Origin of the sequence: Cobetia sp. SIMBA_158, from assembly GCF_046566945.1 — a bacterium.
GTDB lineage: Bacteria > Pseudomonadota > Gammaproteobacteria > Pseudomonadales > Halomonadaceae > Cobetia > Cobetia amphilecti.
Genome location: NZ_JAWJYL010000004.1, coordinates 1 through 17,485, shown reverse-complemented (window position 1 = coordinate 17,485; position 17,485 = coordinate 1). Strand labels below are relative to the sequence as shown.

The 17,485-nt window shown below is 62.5% G+C and carries 11 protein-coding genes and 4 tRNA genes; 10 read left to right on the top strand and 5 right to left on the bottom strand.

All coding sequences use genetic code 11. The features are described 5' to 3' along the window. Positions 1-402: 402 nt before the first annotated feature. Complete coding sequence (locus R2R70_RS07830) at positions 403-1,023, top strand: porin family protein (RefSeq protein ID WP_107336268.1); 621 nt, start codon at positions 403-405, stop codon at positions 1,021-1,023. Between the two features lie 159 nt (positions 1,024-1,182). Here the strand turns inward: R2R70_RS07830 and acnB are convergent, their stop codons facing one another. Further along, entirely contained in the window at positions 1,183-3,786 is a 2,604-nt protein-coding gene (gene acnB / locus R2R70_RS07825) for a bifunctional aconitate hydratase 2/2-methylisocitrate dehydratase (RefSeq protein WP_043331313.1), read from the bottom strand. 419 nt (positions 3,787-4,205) lie between these two features. Here acnB and R2R70_RS07820 point away from each other — a divergent pair, with 419 nt between their 5' ends. The 3 genes from R2R70_RS07820 (at position 4,206) to R2R70_RS07810 (ending at position 9,522) form a co-directional block, all read left to right on the top strand. Further along, positions 4,206-4,700 carry a DUF1289 domain-containing protein gene (locus tag R2R70_RS07820; protein ID WP_410977743.1) on the top strand — a complete coding sequence of 165 codons (495 nt, stop codon included), beginning with the start codon at positions 4,206-4,208 and terminating at the stop codon, positions 4,698-4,700. Positions 4,701-4,707: 7 nt separating this feature from the next. Next, positions 4,708-5,529, top strand: a complete 822-nt coding sequence (locus R2R70_RS07815) for a tRNA-(ms[2]io[6]A)-hydroxylase (protein WP_410977742.1) — start codon at positions 4,708-4,710, stop codon at positions 5,527-5,529. A gap of 78 nt (positions 5,530-5,607) precedes the next feature. Continuing rightward, positions 5,608-9,522 carry an AAA family ATPase gene (locus tag R2R70_RS07810; protein ID WP_131432499.1) on the top strand — a complete coding sequence of 1,305 codons (3,915 nt, stop codon included), beginning with the start codon at positions 5,608-5,610 and terminating at the stop codon, positions 9,520-9,522. A 101-nt stretch (positions 9,523-9,623) separates the two neighbouring features. On the opposite strand, the gene R2R70_RS07805 is transcribed toward R2R70_RS07810, so the two are convergent. Both R2R70_RS07805 and R2R70_RS07800 read right to left on the bottom strand, forming a co-directional pair. After that, complete coding sequence (locus R2R70_RS07805; RefSeq protein ID WP_054555497.1) at positions 9,624-10,397, bottom strand: UDP-2,3-diacylglucosamine diphosphatase; 774 nt, start codon at positions 10,395-10,397, stop codon at positions 9,624-9,626. A 152-nt stretch (positions 10,398-10,549) separates the two neighbouring features. Continuing rightward, complete coding sequence (locus R2R70_RS07800; RefSeq protein ID WP_043331309.1) at positions 10,550-11,044, bottom strand: peptidylprolyl isomerase; 495 nt, start codon at positions 11,042-11,044, stop codon at positions 10,550-10,552. 238 nt (positions 11,045-11,282) lie between these two features. Between R2R70_RS07800 and R2R70_RS07795 the strand changes: the two genes are divergently transcribed. Together R2R70_RS07795 and cysS are read left to right on the top strand one after the other, a co-directional pair. Next, the gene (locus tag R2R70_RS07795) at positions 11,283-12,962 is read left to right on the top strand and encodes a glutamine--tRNA ligase/YqeY domain fusion protein (protein ID WP_043331306.1); all 1,680 of its coding nucleotides are present in this window, start codon (positions 11,283-11,285) and stop codon (positions 12,960-12,962) included. Positions 12,963-13,164: 202 nt separating this feature from the next. Continuing rightward, entirely contained in the window at positions 13,165-14,547 is a 1,383-nt protein-coding gene (gene cysS / locus R2R70_RS07790) for a cysteine--tRNA ligase (protein ID WP_410977881.1), read from the top strand. A 119-nt stretch (positions 14,548-14,666) separates the two neighbouring features. Here the strand turns inward: cysS and mtnN are convergent, their stop codons facing one another. Together mtnN and folD are read right to left on the bottom strand one after the other, a co-directional pair. Next, the gene (mtnN, locus tag R2R70_RS07785; RefSeq protein ID WP_303570971.1) at positions 14,667-15,377 is read right to left on the bottom strand and encodes a 5'-methylthioadenosine/S-adenosylhomocysteine nucleosidase; all 711 of its coding nucleotides are present in this window, start codon (positions 15,375-15,377) and stop codon (positions 14,667-14,669) included. Positions 15,378-15,462: 85 nt separating this feature from the next. After that, a complete protein-coding gene (gene folD / locus R2R70_RS07780) occupies positions 15,463-16,332 on the bottom strand; it encodes a bifunctional methylenetetrahydrofolate dehydrogenase/methenyltetrahydrofolate cyclohydrolase FolD (protein ID WP_054555494.1) in 870 nt (289 codons plus the stop codon). A 604-nt stretch (positions 16,333-16,936) separates the two neighbouring features. Here folD and R2R70_RS07775 point away from each other — a divergent pair. The 4 genes from R2R70_RS07775 (at position 16,937) to R2R70_RS07760 (ending at position 17,484) form a co-directional block, all read left to right on the top strand. After that, positions 16,937-17,013: transfer RNA gene (locus R2R70_RS07775), tRNA-Pro, on the top strand. Between the two features lie 86 nt (positions 17,014-17,099). Beyond that, a tRNA-Arg gene (locus R2R70_RS07770) sits at positions 17,100-17,176 on the top strand. A 93-nt stretch (positions 17,177-17,269) separates the two neighbouring features. Continuing rightward, a tRNA-His gene (locus R2R70_RS07765) sits at positions 17,270-17,344 on the top strand. Positions 17,345-17,412: 68 nt separating this feature from the next. Beyond that, positions 17,413-17,484, top strand: a tRNA-His gene (locus tag R2R70_RS07760). The last annotated feature ends 1 nt before the right edge of the window (position 17,485 follow it).

Below are 17,485 nucleotides of genomic sequence, written 5' to 3'. Positions count from 1 at the left end.
GCCGAGGCAGGCCGCTTGAGGGACGGAGCGCTTTGATTGCTGCAATGCCACAACCCCGAGAATGCCCGATACGCCAGGGCTTTGCATCTCTACCAAGGCCTGGCGGCAAAGTGACGCCAGTGGCTCGACAGGCTGGCTGGTGGGCAAGCGGACTGGTGGCTAGACGTTTAGGTGATCAGCCGGGCTGGTAGTCAGCCGAGCTGGTGATTGGCCGAGAGGGGTGCAAAAGGGCAGCGGCAGGCAATGTTGCCGGCTTGCGACGTCACAAGTAGTCAAAACGCCACTCTTGAAACACTGTTCTATATCTACCACGATGCTCCTGCAACCCATGACAGGCGCGGTCTTGCCGTCAGTACCTGGCCGGCAGCTGCCTGTGCCGCCCATTGGATCAAGGAGCAATACATGAGCAAGTCACGTCTTCTGGCCGCCCCGTTGGCTACCGTTTCCTTCGCCGCTCTCGCTCTGGCGCTCAGTGGTCATGCTCAGGCGGCTGGCAATGCCAGCGAAGGGCTCTACATCGGTGCCGGTACCGGCTTCTCCAGTCTGGAGAATGATGATTCCGATGAGGCCGGTGACTTCATCGAATCCGGCAGCGATGACTTCGATGTGGATGATGATGACAACGTCTACAAGGCCTTCGTGGGCTATCAGTATAATCCGTACTTCGCCACTGAGGCCTTCTACACCGACTTGGGGACTGTCCAGCTCAAGGGCAATGACTTCAGCAATACCGATCTCGAGTCCAAGGCCTACGGTGTCAACGTGGTGGGTATCCTGCCCATCGGTCAATACTTCTCGCTGTTCGCCAAGGCGGGGATGGCCAAGTGGGAAACCGATGTCGATGGCAATCTGGGCAATTCCAGTGTCGATCTGAAGGACAACGACGGCTTTGATCCGGTCTATGGTGCCGGTGCACAGGTCAATCTGGACCCGTTCCTGATCCGTGCCGAGTACGAGCGCTATGACTTCGACAGCGATTATCAGGTGGATGCCTTCACCGCCTCGGTCGGCTACAAGTTCTGAGGCAGTGCGCTTGCGCCTACTGAGCTTGTCGCAGGCATGAAAAAACGGGCCGTCCCTTGAGGGGCGGCCCGTTTCATTGTCTGGCATGACGCCAGTTGGCATGACGCCAATGCTGATGTCAGAGGAGAGTCATGCAGTGGCGCATGACTCTCCGCCTGATCAGGCTTCCTGGGTGACCGGAATCACGTTGGAAGCGGCGTTCTGGAACTCTTCGATCTCATGGAAGTTCAGGTAGCGATAGATCTCGCCCGCCATGGCATCGAATTCGCCCATGTAGCCCTGATATTCCTCGACGGTCGGCAGACGACCGACCACGGCCGCGATGGCGGCAAGCTCGGCAGACGCCAGGAAGACGTTGGCGCCGTCACCCAGACGGTTCGGGAAGTTGCGCGTGGAGGTGGACACCACGGTGGACTTGGCAGCCACACGTGCCTGGTTACCCATGCACAGTGAGCAGCCCGGCATTTCCATGCGCGCGCCGGCACGGCCGTAGATGCCGTAGTAGCCTTCCTCGGTCAGCTGGTGCTGGTCCATCTTGGTCGGCGGTGCCAGCCACAGCTTGGTCTTCAGGCTACCGGCCGGCTGCTTCTCGAGCAGCTTGCCTGCGGCGCGGAAGTGACCGATGTTGGTCATGCACGAGCCGATGAAGACTTCGTCGATCTTCTGACCGGCGACGTCGGACAGCAGACGGGCATCGTCCGGGTCGTTCGGCGCGCACAGTACCGGCTGGTCGATCTCTGCGAGGTCGATCTCGATGATCTCGGCGTATTCGGCGTCCTTGTCGGCACGCATCTGGCTCGGGTTGGCCAGCCACTCTTCCATGCCCGCAATACGACGCTCGATGGTACGGGCATCGCCGTAACCGTTGGCGATCATCCACTTGAGCAGGGTGATGTTGGACTTCAGGTACTCGGTCACGCTCTCGTCGGACAGCGTGATGGTACAACCGGCGGCGGAACGCTCGGCAGAGGCGTCGGACAGCTCGAATGCCTGTTCAGCCGTCAGATCTTCCAGACCTTCGATTTCGAGAATGCGGCCAGAGAAGGCGTTCTTCTTGTTGGCCTTGTCGACGGTCAGCAGGCCCTGCTTGATGGCGTACAGCGGGATGGCGTGGACCAGGTCACGCAGGGTGATGCCCGGACGACGTTCGCCCTTGAAGCGCACCAGGATGGATTCCGGCATGTCCAGCGGCATCACGCCAGTGGCGGCGGCGAAGGCCACCAGGCCAGAACCCGCCGGGAAGGAGATGCCCATCGGGAAGCGGGTGTGGGAATCACCACCGGTGCCGACGGTGTCCGGCAGCAGCATGCGGTTCAGCCACGAGTGGATGATGCCGTCGCCCGGACGCAGGGAGACGCCGCCGCGGTTCATGATGAAGTCGGGCAGGGTGTGGTGAGTCTCGACGTCGACCGGCTTCGGGTAGGCAGCGGTGTGGCAGAAGGACTGCATCACCAGGTCGGCCTGGAAGCCCAGACATGCCAGATCCTTCAGCTCGTCGCGGGTCATCGGGCCAGTGGTGTCCTGGGAGCCGACGGTGGTCATCTTCGGCTCGCAGTACATGCCCGGACGCACGCCTTCCAGGTTGCAGGCCTTGCCGACCATCTTCTGTGCGAGGGTGAAGCCCTTGCCGGTGTCCTTCGGCTGTTCCGGCAGGCGGAAGACGTCAGACGCCTCCAGACCCAGCTCGGTACGCGCCTTGTCGGTCAGACCGCGACCGATGATCAGCGGGATACGGCCGCCAGCACGCACTTCGTCCAGCAGGACCTGAGTCTTGAGGGAGAAGGTGGAGATGACTTCGTCGGTGTCGTGACGGCAGACCTTGCCTTCGTACGGGTAGATGTCGATGACATCGCCCATGGCCATCTTCTCGACGTCCATCTCGATGGGCAGGGCGCCGGCATCTTCCATGGTGTTGAAGAAGATCGGTGCGATCTTGTTGCCGATGCAGAAACCGCCGGCACGCTTGTTGGGCACGAACGGGATGTCGTCGCCGAAGAACCACAGCACGGAGTTGGTGGCGGACTTGCGTGAGGAGCCGGTGCCGACCACGTCACCGACGTAGGCAACCGGGAAGCCCTTGGCCTTCACTTCCTCGATCTGGGCCAGCGGGCCGACGACGCCATCTTCCTGCGGGTTGATGCCTTCACGCGGGTTCTTGAGCATCGCGTTGGCGTGCAGCGGGATGTCCGGACGTGACCAGGCGTCAGGCGCCGGAGACAGGTCATCGGTGTTGGTCTCGCCCGGCACCTTGAAGACGGCCAGCGAGATCTTCTCGGCCAGCGCCGGCTTGGACAGGAACCATTCGGCATCGGCCCAGGATTGCAGCACGGCCTGGGCGACGGCGTTGCCGGCCTTGGCGCGGTCAGCGACATCGTGGAAGGCGTCGAACATCAGCAGGGTGTGCTTGAGCTGTTCGCCGGCTTCCTTGGCCAGGCTTTCGTCGTCCAGCAGCTCGACCAGCGTGGCGATGTTGTAGCCGCCCTGCATGGTGCCGAGCAGCTTGACGGCATGTGTCTTGTCGATCAGCGGAGAAGCGGCTTCGCCACGTACGATGGCGGTCAGGAAGCCAGCCTTGACGTAAGCGGCTTCATCAACGCCCGGGGGAATGCGATTGGTGAACAGATCGAGGATGAACTCTTCTTCACCGGCCTGCGGATTCTTGAGCAGTTCGACCAGCTCTGCGGTCTGCTCGGCAGTCAGCGGCTTTGCCGGGATGCCCTGCTGGGCGCGTTCTTCAACCTGTTGACGGTAGGCTTCAAGCACGTGGGAGACCCTCATCTGTAATCGTGTCGAAATGCGCGGGCCAGTCGTCTTGAAGACGCAGGGCGGGGCACCTCGAGGCTTCTTGCGGGTAATTCAAGCGTCTTATTGCGAGCGAATCAGGCGCTACGGGGCGAATGCGAGTCTACTCAACTTTGTCGACAATGTTAAGGAGCGCCCAGTGGCGGGGGCTGAGACTTTGGTCGCCTATTGCGGCATAACATTCTGATATTTCATCTGATTGTCAGGAAATCACGCTGAGCAAACACTATGCGGCAACCCTGATGACGCGCTGATGACGCCCAGCGCGGTGCTGAGGCGAGGCCCTTTGGGCACCGACGGCGCGATGCTGTCGGCTCTCAGGTACGCACGGTATGATGGGGTTACCCCGAATCACACTTTCCGCCTCCCCCGAGGGCAACATGAGCCGTATTCTTTCCCCTTGCGTAGGTGTCTGCTCCACTACGGTCGGCGATAGCGTCTGTCGCGGCTGCCAGCGTCATGATCATGAGATCCTGGCCTGGTTCGGCTATGACAGTGACCAGCGCGCCCAGCGCATGCTGGCACTGGACGAGCTGCGCAGTCAGGTCGCCGCCCGCTGGCTGCGCGTCGCCGATGACGCCATGCTGGCCGAGCAGCTGACCCGCCATCGCATCCGTTTCCGTGCCGATCAGTCGGCGCTGTCACGCGCCGTTGAGCTGCTGCGCGTCGGGCGCACCCGCATCAAGGACCTGTCGGCTTATGGCATCGCACCACTGGCCCATGCGCGAGAACTTGAGCCCGAACAGCTTTTTGCCCATATAAACGATGAAATCATGGTGGAAGCGGCAAAGCGTGCCGATAATGATATGAACTCCGTCGTTGAGGTGTCTCCTGTCAGTCAGCAGCAGACGCAAGCGAGCGAGGCAAAAGACTGACGTGACAATGAATTCAATGACAGACGTGACCGAGCGCAATGTGATTGCGCCTGAGCAGAGCAAGCAGCATGATGATGTTCATGCTGGGCAGTATGGCGAGAGTGAGGCTGGGGCGCGCGTGATCGCAGCGTCGCAGGGGCCAAGCGATGAAGATACCGATGCCTTGCTGCCGGCGTCGCTGCTGGCCTTTCTGCCCTGCAGGACGCCCCTGAGCTGGGTCGAGGCGGCGCTTGAGAATCCGGAGCTGTTGCTGATCGACCATGCGCAGTGCGAGAAGAAAGCCGCCTCCACCGCCATGAGCCTGATGTACCGCTACGTGAACCGGCCACTGCTGTTGATCAAGATGTCACAGCTGGCGCGCGAAGAGCTGCTGCACTTCGAGCAGGTGGTCGGGCTGATGGAGAAGCGGGGCATCGTCTATCGGCATATCAAGGCCTCGCGCTATGCCGAAGCCCTGCGCCATCAGGTCAGGGACGAAGACCCGCAACGCCTGGTGGACATCCTGCTGATCGGCGCCCTGATAGAGGCAAGGTCGTGTGAGCGCTTCGCGCGCCTCATCCCGTATCTGGAACCAGAGCTTGCAAAGTTCTATCGCACTTTGGTTAAGTCAGAAGGACGTCACTATGAGGATTACCTCATGTTGGCGGAGCAATACACCAATGAACCACTGGAACCCCGTCTCGCGGTGCTACGTGAAGTGGAACGAGAGCTGATCGAAACCCCCGATGCTGTCTTCCGCTTCCACAGTGGTCAGCCGAGCGCACGACGGGCAGCACGCGCCTCGGCCAGGGTGGGTCGGGACGCGATGGATCAAGGCACGAGAGACTAAGGCAAGGATCAAGGACAGGGGATCACCGGCGCCGTGGCAGGGCTGGCGTTTCGTTCGCGACTTTGAAATGGATGACACATGACGCAGGAAACATCTGGTCAAGCTCAACTGGCACTGCTGGGACATTTCCAGCTGACGTTGGGTGATGACACGCTGACTCAGTTCAGCTACGACAAGGTCAAGGCGCTACTTCTGCATCTGCTGCTGCATGATCAGGCCGTCTCCCGTGCCGGGTTGGCGGAGTTGCTATGGCCGGATCAGGGGCTGTCCTCCGGACGGACCAACCTTCGCCACGCCTTGCACTGTCTGCGTCAGAGTCTCGGCGAAGAGGCCGACAATCTGTTGACGGTGTCGCGCCAGACCATCGCGCTCTCGCTGCCGGAGCACTGGGAGCTTGATCTCGACGAGCTCAACGGCCTGCTGCTGGCACCGCCCTCCGTCGCCACCCTGGGGGAGATTCTCACCCTGTATCGTGGCGACCTGGTCGAGGAGCTTTCCTTGACCCAGTGCCCTGACTTCCAGCGCTGGATGATCAAGGTGCGTGGCGAGTGGCGTCAGCGCGTCATCCAGTTCGCCGAGCGGGTGCTGGCCACGGACGAGCCGCTGCCCGATGACGTGCTGCGTACGCTGGTCAGCCGCTTCTCCGGTTACGGCCCCTTCCATGAGCGTCTCGTGCGTCAGCTGGCCGAAGGCGGCCAGTCGGCCGCGGCCCATGAGCAGTTCAATGCCTTCCTGCAGCAGCTGGCGCTCTCCGGTCAGCAGCCGGACCCCGGCTTCCTGCAACTGGCGCGCTACTGGTCCGATGGCAAGAGCGAGACCATGAGCGCCATGACGCCGCAGGGCGCCATCTCACGGACCCTGTCGCTGGACAGCGCGCCGCTGCGCGAAGAGGAAATCGATCACCGTCAGCTGTCGGTCATGGCCATTCGTCTGAGCGTCAAGGACAGTCATCGTGACCGCGTCTGGGCGCGTGCCTGTCTGACGCTGCAGATCGAGCTGCTGCGCTGGCTGGAGCAGCAGTGTCATCACCTGGGCGGCTTCTGGCTGCCGGGCGCCACGGGTGGCGTGGGCCTGGCATGCTTCGGCACCCACGGCCCGGCGCATCAGCTCGCCGAGCTGGTCGCGCTCTATGAGCACTGCAGCAAGGCGATCCCCGACGAGATCGCCAAGCTGTGGGACGGCGAAGGCAAGCCGCCGGCCTTCTCGCTGTCGGCGGGCCTGCACTCCGGTCAGGTCATCTACCTGCCGGAGCGTCAGCTGGCCGACCCACTGGGTCAGGTCACCCAATATTCCCTCGAGTTGATGACCGCCGCCGAAGGCAGCGAGCTGGTGATCTCCCAGGAAGCCAGTCAGCACATGCCGCCGGCACTGGACCTGCAGCCCCGCTTGACCTCGCGCCTGTTGGCCGCTGACGGTCGCGTGCGTCTGCGTGCGTTGGTGCTGGGCAGCAGTGTCGCCACCCGCGAATCCTCGCTGCCGACCTTGATCGGTCGTGAGGGCGAGCTGCGTCGTCTGCGCGATGCGCTGGCCCGCGCCAGCATCGGCCTGCGCCAGAGCGTGCTGGTCAGTGGCAACTCCGGCATGGGCAAGTCGGCCTTGATGGTCAATTTCCGTCAGCTGGAGCAGAGCCAGGATGTCGGGCTGTGCTGGATGCCGACCACGCGTCTCTCGCAGCTGGAGCCCTACAGTGTCGTGACGGCGCTGATTCGCTGGCGTCTGGACGGCAATATCGATCGCGAAAGCGTCGAGCAGCTGTTCGAGTCTTCCGAGGCGTTGCAGGGCATCAGCGAGGAAGTGCGTCGCTCCTTCCATGCGGTGCTCGGCACGGCGGAAGATACTGCCGAAGACGAAGTGCTGATCCAGTCCAGCGAGACGGTCGAACGTGTCGTGCGCGTGCTGCATCTAGTGATCGAGAAGTCAGCCAGCCTGCGTCCGCTGGTGATGATGATCGATGACCTGCAGTGGCTCGACGAGCCGTCGCTCAAGGCGCTGGCTGGCCTGCAGGCGCGTCTGCCGATCAATATCGGCTTCATGCTGGCCGCGAGCCACAACGGTCGCGACAGCTTGGCGGTCAAGCTCAACTGGGACCAGCACATCGCGTTGGGTCGCTTGGACCCGATGCAGGTCTCGCGCCTGCTGTCGCACCTGTCACGTCGCTATCGCCTGCACCTGAGTCCGCGCATGCGCAGTCAGCTCATCGAGCGCTGCGATGGCGTGCCGCTCTACCTGCAGGAAATCTGCCGGCGTCTCGACATGGACCGCCGCGAAGGGCGTCCGGTGCAGCTCGACGAGTTGCCCAAGGGCCTGATCGGTCTGCTCTCCAGTCGTATCGATCAGCTGGAAGAGGGGCGTGATGTCGCCCACGCCGCCGCGGTATTGGGGCGTGTCTTCAAGCTGAGCTTCGTGCGCCAGAGCTGTGAGTTCGAGGAGGGCCGCCTCAAGCGTGCCATCGAGAACATGCAGCGCCTGGAGATCATCGAGGCCTGCAGCAGCGACAGTGAATTCGACTACCAGTTTACCCATCAGCTGATCCAGGAAGCGGCCTACCTGTCGTGTCCACGGGATGTGCGGCGCCGGATTCACCATCAGGTGGTCGCGCTGATCGAGGACAAGTATCCCGCCTGGATCAGTCGTCACCCCGGCTACTTCGCCGTTCACCTGCGCAAGTCGCAGAACTTCAGCCGTGCCGCGCGTTACTTCGAGCTGTCGGCGCGTGAGGCGCTCAAGATCAGCGCCAACCGCACCGCGCTCAAGATGGCGGACAACGGCCTGGCCTGCCTCAAGCATGTCGATGGTCAGGAAGAGCGCGAAGTCAGCCTGCTGACGGTACGTGGCCAGTCCGGCTTCGCGCTGGAAGGCCATGGCTCACGCATCGCCCACGAGAGCTTCGTGCAGGCACGCAACCTGCTCAGCAGCCCTGCGCTGGTCGAGGACGACGAGCCGGACCTCGAGCAGGCCTTCATCGTCAAATGGGGCCTGTGGGTCGGCTGCAGCGAGCGTCATGCCCACGCCGATGCCTTCGCGCTGGCCTCGGGCCTCAGCGAGCTGGCGGAAGAGCTTTCCGATGATCGCTATCGTCGCCTGGCCGATTATGCGCGTGCCCACTGCGAGTTCTGGGCCGGTCGCGTGCGTGTGGCGGGCGAGCACCTGGATGAGATCGATCCGGTCAACCATCCGATGGTGCTTGAATGGCTGCCGTTCAGCGATCACCCGCAGGTGGCGGCCTCCTGTCTGCAGAGCTGGACATCGTGCCTGCGCTGCGACTACGTGAAGGCCGAGCAGCAGGCCGAGGCGGCGATTCGCATGGCCGAGCAGATCGGTCAGCCCGGTTCGCTGGCGATGGCGCTGATGTTCTCCACCTCTCTGTATCGCCAGCTGGGCCACACCCATCTGGCGACCCAGCGCGCCGAGCGGGCCCTGGAAGTGACGCGTTCAGCGGACCTTCACCTGTGGCACATGGCAGCGCATGGTGTGCTGGGCTGGGCGCGGGCGATGAATGGCGACCGCGATGGCCTGTCCATGCTGCAGTCGAGCATGAACGAGTTCGCGGAGCTGACCGGACGCGAGCGTCATCAGCGGCCCAACCTGTGGTACATGGACGCCGTGATGGCGCTGGGCGAGCACGCTGCCGCCGAGGAATACATGGAGAAGGTGCTGCTGGTCGCCCAGGAGCGCAATTCCTTCTACCTGTCAGAAGTCAGCTATCTGGTCGCGAGCCTGCGCAGTGCTCAGGGGCTGCCGCTGGAGAAGGTGCGCTCCCTGATCGAGCAGGGGCTGTCCTACTCCATCGAGCAGGAAAACACTCACCATGAGGCCATGGGGCTTGCCACCTGGCTGCGTCTGGTCGATGCCCATGATGCCGAGCGGTGTCAGCGTCTGAAGGTATTGCTGGAAGAGCTGCCGAGCGCCGATGCCCCTGCGGTACTGGGCTGGCATCAGCTGGTGGAGATTGCCGAGGGGCGTGCGCGCCGCAAGGCATCGTCACCGGCCTGAGCGAAGCGTCTGGCGCAGCGAAGCGCCTGATACTGTGAGAGCGTAAGAAAAAAGCCCCGCTGCCGTGATCGGCAGCGGGGCTTTTTGGTGTGTGCAAGCGATCAGCCGTGGGTGATCGCATCGACCAGCGGCAGCGCAAATTCACGCAGCTCCGGCCCCTGGCCACGGGCGATGATGTCGAAGGCCTGAGTCGGGCGCCAGTCGCCGAGCACGATGCGGCGCGCCGGCTCGCCATCGATCTCGAGTTCATGCACCGCCGGACGATGCGTATGGCCATGGATCAGCGTGCGCACGTCATGCTCACGCATCTCGCGCACCACTTCCTCGGGCGTGACGTCCATGATCGCCTCATCCTTCTCGCTGTTGGTCTCGCCGGACTGCATGCGCAATGACTGGGCCAGCGCCAGACGCTGCTCCAGCGGCATGGCCAGAATCTGCGCCTGCCACTGAGGGTCGCGGGTCATGGCGCGGAACTTCATGTAGGCCTCGTCGCGGGTGCACATGCTGTCGCCGTGCATCAGCAGCACGCGCTCGCCGTCCAGCTCGATCACGCTTGGGTCGGGCAGCAGCGTCACGCCGGCCTCGGCCGCGAAGGTCTCGCCGACCAGGAAGTCGCGATTGCCGTGCATGAAGAAGATCGCGGTGCCGCGCTCGGCGATGCGCTTGAGCGCAGCGCTCATGCTGTCGGTGAAGTCGTTGCGATAGTCATCGCCGACCCAGACCTCGAAGATGTCACCCAGCAGGAACAGACGCTCGACGGCAGGCTGGCAGGTAGCCAGGCGTGCCAGATAGTCGAGGAAGCCCTGGGCGATCTCGGGCGTGTCGGGTTGCAGGTGCAGGTCGGAGATGAAGAGGGTGGTGGCAGTCGTGTTCATGGTCGGGGTCCGCGAAGGTGGGCGGTCAGCAGGGCATCGCAAGGGCGCACTGCCGTGGGAGTTCATAACGCAAACCGCCCAGCCTGGCACTCGCGATCACGAGGCAAGGCCGGGCGGCAGGCACGCCTTGCGGCGTGATCAGGCGAAATCGCTTATTCGGTGATTTCAGCGCTGGTGATGATCACGTCTTCTGCCGGCACGTCGGCGTGGCCGTCGCGACGGGTGGTCTTGACCGCTTCGATCTTCTCGACCACGTCCATGCCTTCGACGACCTTGCCGAACACGCAGTAACCCCAGCCCTGGCTGGTCTTGCTGGTGAAGTTCAGGAAGTCGTTGTCATTGACGTTGATGAAGAACTGGGCGCTGGCGGAATGCGGATCCATGGTGCGAGCCATGGCCACGGTGCCGCGGTCGTTCTTGAGGCCGTTGTCGGCTTCGTTCTCGATCACGCCATTGGTCGGCTTCTGGTTGAAGTCGGTGTCAAAGCCACCGCCCTGAACCATGAAACCCGGAATGACGCGGTGGAAAAGGACATTGCTGTAGTGGCCTTCACGCACGTACTGCTCGAAGTTGGCCGCGGTCTTCGGGGCCTTCTCGTGGTTGAGTTCGAGGGTGATATCGCCGTAGTTGGTGTGAAGAACGATCATTCGGGCTTCCCGGTCATCTGTCTTGCTCAAGTGTCAGGCAGGCGCGGCTTCATGGCATCGCCTGCGGGCGTCGCGCTATAATAGCGGCTTTGCATCCAGACACGAAAGCCTGAGCGGGCGGCAGGCGCGTGGATGCAGCCCCGATCATCCGTCTTGTTGTCCTTGCGCACGTTCGTTCAACCACATGACGACCCGCAATACGACGCCCAGGAACCACACAGAGGTGCAGCGAAACTTCATGAGTACCGAGACCCAGAGCGCCCCGAACTTCGTGCTTAACCAGATCCGCGAAGAACTCGAGGCCGGCCGTGCCGATAAGGTTGTCACGCGTTTCCCGCCGGAGCCCAACGGCTTCCTGCATATCGGGCACGCCAAGTCGATCTGTCTGAACTTCGGTCTGGCGCAGCAGCTCGGTGGCGATTGTCACCTGCGCTTCGATGACACCAACCCGGCCAAGGAAGAGCAGGCCTATATCGACGCCATCAAGGAAGACGTCGAATGGTTGGGCTTCGAGTGGGCCGGCAAGGTGCGCTTCGCTTCCGATTATTTCGACCAGCTCTATGCCTGGGCCCAGCACCTGGTGCGTGAAGGCAAGGCCTATGTCGATGACCTGTCGCCGGACGAGATTCGTGAATATCGTGGCACGCTGAAGGAGCCGGGTCGCCCGAGCCCTTACCGTGAGCGTAGCCCCGAGGAAAACCTCGATCTGCTCGAGCGCATGAAGAAGGGCGAATTCGGCGAGAGCGAGAAGGTGCTGCGTGCCCGCATCGACATGGCGGCGCCCAACATCAATCTGCGTGATCCGATCCTCTATCGTATCCGTCATGCCAGCCATCACCAGACCGGCGACAAGTGGAAGATCTACCCGTCCTACGATTTCACGCATGGTCAGTCCGATGCGCTGGAAGGCGTGACGCATTCCATCTGTACGCTGGAATTCGAGGACCATCGCCCGCTGTATGAGTGGTTCCTCGCCAACCTGCCGGTACCGGTCACGCCGCGTCAGATCGAGTTCGCGCGTCTGAACCTGGATTACACCGTCACTTCCAAGCGCAAGCTGAAGCTGCTGGTGGACGAAGGCGTCGTCGATGGCTGGGATGACCCGCGCATGCCGACCATCTCGGGCATGCGTCGTCGTGGCTACACGGCCGCTTCCATTCGCAAGTTCTGCGACATGATCGGCGTGAGCCGCGCGGATGGCGGCATGGTCGAGATCGGCATGCTGCACCACGCCATCCGTTCCGACCTGGAAGACAACGCGCTGCGGGCCATGTGCGTGCTCAATCCGCTCAAGGTGGTGCTGACCAACCTGCCGGAAGGTCATGAGGAAGTCTTCGAGGTGCCGGGCCATCCGGCACGTGACGACATGGGCACGCGCCAGATTCCGCTGACCCGTGAGCTGTGGATCGACGCCGACGACTTCATGGAAGACGCGCCGAAGAAGTTCTTCCGTCTCGCGCCCGAGAAGGAAGTGCGTCTGCGCAACGGTTACGTCATCCGCTGTGATGAAGTGATCAAGGATGAGGCCGGCGAGATCGTCGAGCTGCGTTGCAGTGTCGACCTCGATACCCTCGGCAAGAACCCGGAAGGCCGCAAGGTCAAGGGTGTCATCCACTGGGTCAGCGCCGAGCACGCGGTGCCGGTCGAGGTGCGTCAGTACGAGAACCTGTTCCTGGAAGCCGAGCCGGACCGTGACAAGGATGTCGACTTCCTTGAGCATCTCAATCCGAACTCGCTGAGTATCGTCAAGGGCTTCGGTGAGCCGAGCCTGCGCAATGCCGCGCCGGAAACGCGTTACCAGTTCGAGCGTATCGGCTACTTCGTCGCCGACCGCCATGACTGCGTCGATGGCGCGCTGGTCTTCAACCGTACCGTCAGCCTGAAGGACGGTTGGGCCAAGGCCCAGAAGAAGGGTTGATGGCAGCCAGGCCTCCTGCGGGAGGTCTGCTGGCATGACTTTTGACCCGCTTCACGGCCCGCAGGCTGATCCTGTACCTTCGATGACGAAGCTGCATGACCGGCCTGCGGGCCGCTCCATTTCGCAAGGCTGACAGCGCACTGTCAGCAAAGTAGCCAAGGGCGATGACTGAATGATTTCACTCGAAGATGCCGCGAGCACACTGTCCATCTACAGTACCCTGAGCCGGACCAAGGCACCCTTCGTGCCATTGGAAGGCAACAAGGTGCGCATGTACGTCTGTGGCGTGACGGTCTATGACCTCTGTCACATCGGCCATGCGCGTGTGATGGTGGCCTTCGACATCATCACGCGTTACCTGCGTGCGCGTGGCTATGACGTCACCTATGTGCGCAACATCACCGATATCGACGACAAGATCCTCAAGCGTGCCGACGAGAATGGCGAAGCCTTCGAGGCGCTGACCGAGCGCATGATCCAGGCGATGCACGAAGACGAGGGGCGTCTGGGGATCCTGCGTCCTGATCGCGAGCCACGGGCGACCGCGCACATCGGCGATATCATCGCGATGACCGAGACGCTGGTCGACAAGGGCTTTGCCTACGCGGCCAGCAACGGTGATGTCTACTACCGTGTGCGTCGTTTCGAGGGCTACGGCAAGCTCAACAACCGTCAGCTCGACGACATGCAGTCCGGCGCGCGCGTGGAAGTGGAAGAGGCCAAGGAAGATCCGCTCGACTTCGTGCTGTGGAAGGCCGCCAAGCCGGGCGAGGCCAGCTGGCCGTCTCCCTGGGGCGCGGGCCGTCCGGGCTGGCATATCGAGTGCTCCGCGATGTCGACCTGCTGCCTGGGCAACACCTTCGATATCCACGGCGGCGGGCCTGACCTGACCTTCCCGCATCACGAGAACGAGATCGCCCAGTCCGAAGCCGCCACTGGCCAGCAGTATGCCAACGTGTGGATGCACGCCGGCGCGGTGCGTGTCGGGCAGGACAAGATGTCCAAGTCGCTGGGCAACTTCTTCACGATTCGTGATGTGCTGGAGCAGCACAACCCGGAAGTGGTGCGTTATCTGCTGGTGGCCAGCCACTACCGTAGTGCGATCAGCTATGAAGCCAACTCGCTGGATGAGGCGCGTCGTTCGCTGGAGCGCTTCTACAATGCGCTGGAGAACGTCACGCCCGAACAGGGCGAGGTGTCAGGCGACTGGCGGGTACGCTTCGTGGCTGCCATGGATGACGACTTCAATACGGCCGGTGCGCTGTCGGTGTTGTTCGAGCTGGCTCGCGAGCTGAACCGTGCCAAGAAGGAGGCACCGCAGCAGGCGCCGGCGCTGGCCTTCGAACTGACCGCGCTGGGCGGCCTGCTGGGGCTGTTCGGCCAGGACCCGGCGGTCTTCCTCAAGGGCGATACTGCCACATTGGCGTTGTCGGAAGACGAGATCCAGGCGCAGATCGAGGCGCGTGCTGCCGCCAAGAAGGCCAAGGATTTCGCGGGTGCTGACCGTATCCGTGACGAGCTGGCCGCTCAGGGCATCATCCTCAAGGATTCCCGCGAGGGGACGACCTGGGTGCTGGAAGGCTGATGCCGTTGGCATGACGCATTGTCGCCGCGAAAATGTCACCGCGAAAAAAACCGCCGCCCCGAGAGGGGCGGCGGTTTTTTATGGCCAGTCGGGCGGGGTCGCCGTCGGGCGGCTGCTGATCAGCTGGCGAGGCGCTTGATCATGGCCTCGACCATGCGCGAGGACTGACGTGCGGCGACGTGCAGGAATTCCTCGAAGGATTGGCTGTTGTTGTCCTTGCCGGCGATGTCAGACAGCGCACGGATGACCACGAACGGCATCTCATAGACGAAGCAGGTCTGGGCGATGGCGGCGGCTTCCATCTCGGCGGCCAGCATGTCCGGGAAGCGCGAGCGAGTCAGCGCGACCAATTCCGGGTCTGCCATGAAGATGTCGCCGGTGCAGATCAGGCCTTCACGCGCCTTGATCTCGCCCTGGGCTTCGACGCACTCACGCGCGATCTTCACCAGTGCCGGGTCTGACGGGTAGGCGGCCGGCATCTGCGGCACCTGACCGTATTCGTAGCCGAACACCACGGCATCGACGTCGTGGTGACGCACTTCGCTGGAGATGACCACGTCGCCGATCTCCAGATCAGACGCGAAGCCCCCAGCGGAACCGGTGTTGATGATGGCGTCCGGCTGGTAGCGTTCGATCAGCTGGCAGGCGCCCACGGCGGCATTGACCTTGCCGATGCCGGACTGCAGCAGCACGATCTTGAGGCCGTGCAGCTGGCCGACGTGGAAGGTGGAGCCGGCATGTTGAGTCGTGGTGCTGTCTTCCAGCAGCTCGGCGAGGATGGCGACTTCCTCGGCCATGGCGCCGATGATGCCAAGTGTCTTGAGGGGCATGGTGAAATCCTGAAGCAGGGCCTGCGGGGCATCCTGTCATGCGATGCCCCGCGGCCAGGGGAGGTGTCAGCGAGAGGGTGCGTGCTTACTTGCCGGCCAGCTGGGCATCGTGCAGCTCGGCGGCGAACAGGGTGTTCTCCAGCAGCGAGGCAACGGTCATCGGGCCGACGCCGCCCGGTACCGGCGTGATCCAGCCTGCGCGCTCCGCTGCCGGGGCGAACTCCACGTCACCGACCAGCGAGCCGTTGTCGAGGCGGTTGATGCCCACATCGATGACGATGGCGCCTTCCTTGATCCACTCACCCTTGACCAGGCCCGGCTTGCCGACGCCGACCACGACGAGGTCTGCCTGGCGGACCTTGCTCTCCAGGTCCTTGGTGAAGCGGTGGCAGACGGTGGTGGTGCAGCCGGCCAGCATCAGCTCCAGTGACATCGGGCGACCGACGATGTTGGAGGCGCCCACGATGGTGGCGTCCATGCCGCGCACCTGCAGGCCGCTCTCGGACAGCAGCGTCATGATGCCCTTGGGGGTGCAGGGGCGCATTACCGGCAGGCGCTGCGCCAGACGACCGAGGTTGTAGGGGTGGAAGCCGTCCACGTCCTTGTCGGTACGGATGCGCTCGAGAATCGGGCGTGAATCGAGATGCGCCGGCAGCGGCAGCTGCACCAGGATGCCGTCGATGCTGGTGTCGTCATTCAGCTGGTCGACCAGGGCTTCCAGTTCCTGCTGAGTGGTGTCAGCGGACAGGCGGTGCTGGGTGGAGAGAATGCCAGCCTTCTCGCAGGCGAGGTGCTTGTTGCGGACATAGACCTCGGACGCCGCGTCTTCACCGACCAGCACGACGGCAAGCCCCGGAATACGTTCACCGGCATCACGACGCGCATCGACCTGACGGCCTACCTGTTGGCGTACGCGTTCGGCAATGGCCTTGCCATCTATCAGTTGTGCTGACATCAGCGATCATTCCTTCTCGTGGGCGATAAATGCAGGAGGGACAACGATGGCCAATTTTCGCATGCCTTGCCCTCCAGTCAACGCCGAATGACGACCTTGGTCGAAAGCTGTCATGGGCGTCAGGTCTTTCGCAGGCGCCCGACAGTGCAGAAGACGGCGCCAGGAGGCAGGCGAGAGTGGGGTCATGTCATGCGGTTGTCGCCTTGACGCTCCCTCTGTAGAGGCGCAGCAGAGGTAGAAGCAAAGGGAGAGACAAAGGGTGAAGCAGAGAGCGGGGTAAGGAGAAGGGTGGGGTAGATGGGAGAGGGCGGATGGCATAGAGGCAGAAAGCGTGAAGACGATAGTCAGTCCACCGGCGGCGCTCAGCCGTCGCAAGTCATCACTGCGTCAGTGGCAGAAGCGATGAAAGGCGTGGCGCCTTGTATCAGCAAGGAGAGATGTTGGAGGCTGCAGGGATGAAAGCCCGCGACATGACATTGGCATGACAGCGCGAGGGGCAAACGATTCTTTTGGAAAGAATTCACGTAAGGGCTTGACCGCAGACGAAAGTTCGGTAGAATACGCCTCGCATCGACGGGGTTCGACGGTCGGTTGAAGACGGTTTCGGGATATAGCGCAGTCTGGTAGCGCGCCTGCTTTGGGAGCAGGATGTCGGGGGTTCGAATCCCTCTATCCCGACCACTTGAATACAACGTATCGCAAGGCTTCGGTCTTCTGAAACAGTATTCAGGGCTTTGTCCGGAGGTTGACTCGCAGCATTAGTTTCTGCGCCTATAGCTCAACCGGATAGAGCAACGGCCTTCTAAGCCGTAGGTTGCAGGTTCGAGTCCTGCTGGGCGTGCCATCGAGATGACGTTTGTCATCGAAGTGGATGTCGGAATGCTCTTCATTGAGCCTGATGACTGCGACCAGACGATGTGAAGATGTTCATGCAGTGGTGGGTGTAGCTCAGTGGTAGAGCCCCGGATTGTGACTCCGGTGGTCGTGGGTTCGAACCCCATCATCCACCCCATTGCATGTCAGCTTGAGCAGTATCAACGAGATGGAGACGGCAGGCTTTCTGTCCAACCTCCAGAAGTGGTGGGTGTAGCTCAGTGGTAGAGCCCCGGATTGTGACTCCGGTGGTCGTGGGTTCGAACCCCATCATCCACCC

Bases quoted from the DNA above. Each gene is read 5' to 3' on its own strand.
- mtnN (WP_303570971.1), bottom strand. From the start codon at position 15,377: ATGCCCCTCAAGACACTTGGCATCATCGGCGCCATGGCCGAGGAAGTC.
- R2R70_RS07810 (WP_131432499.1), top strand. From the start codon at position 5,608: ATGACGCAGGAAACATCTGGTCAAGCTCAACTGGCACTGCTGGGACAT.
- R2R70_RS07830 (WP_107336268.1), top strand. From the start codon at position 403: ATGAGCAAGTCACGTCTTCTGGCCGCCCCGTTGGCTACCGTTTCCTTC.
- folD (WP_054555494.1), bottom strand. From the start codon at position 16,332: ATGTCAGCACAACTGATAGATGGCAAGGCCATTGCCGAACGCGTACGC.
- R2R70_RS07800 (WP_043331309.1), bottom strand. From the start codon at position 11,044: ATGATCGTTCTTCACACCAACTACGGCGATATCACCCTCGAACTCAAC.
- R2R70_RS07820 (WP_410977743.1), top strand. From the start codon at position 4,206: ATGAGCCGTATTCTTTCCCCTTGCGTAGGTGTCTGCTCCACTACGGTC.
- R2R70_RS07805 (WP_054555497.1), bottom strand. From the start codon at position 10,397: ATGAACACGACTGCCACCACCCTCTTCATCTCCGACCTGCACCTGCAA.
- R2R70_RS07815 (WP_410977742.1), top strand. From the start codon at position 4,708: ATGAATTCAATGACAGACGTGACCGAGCGCAATGTGATTGCGCCTGAG.
- R2R70_RS07795 (WP_043331306.1), top strand. From the start codon at position 11,283: ATGAGTACCGAGACCCAGAGCGCCCCGAACTTCGTGCTTAACCAGATC.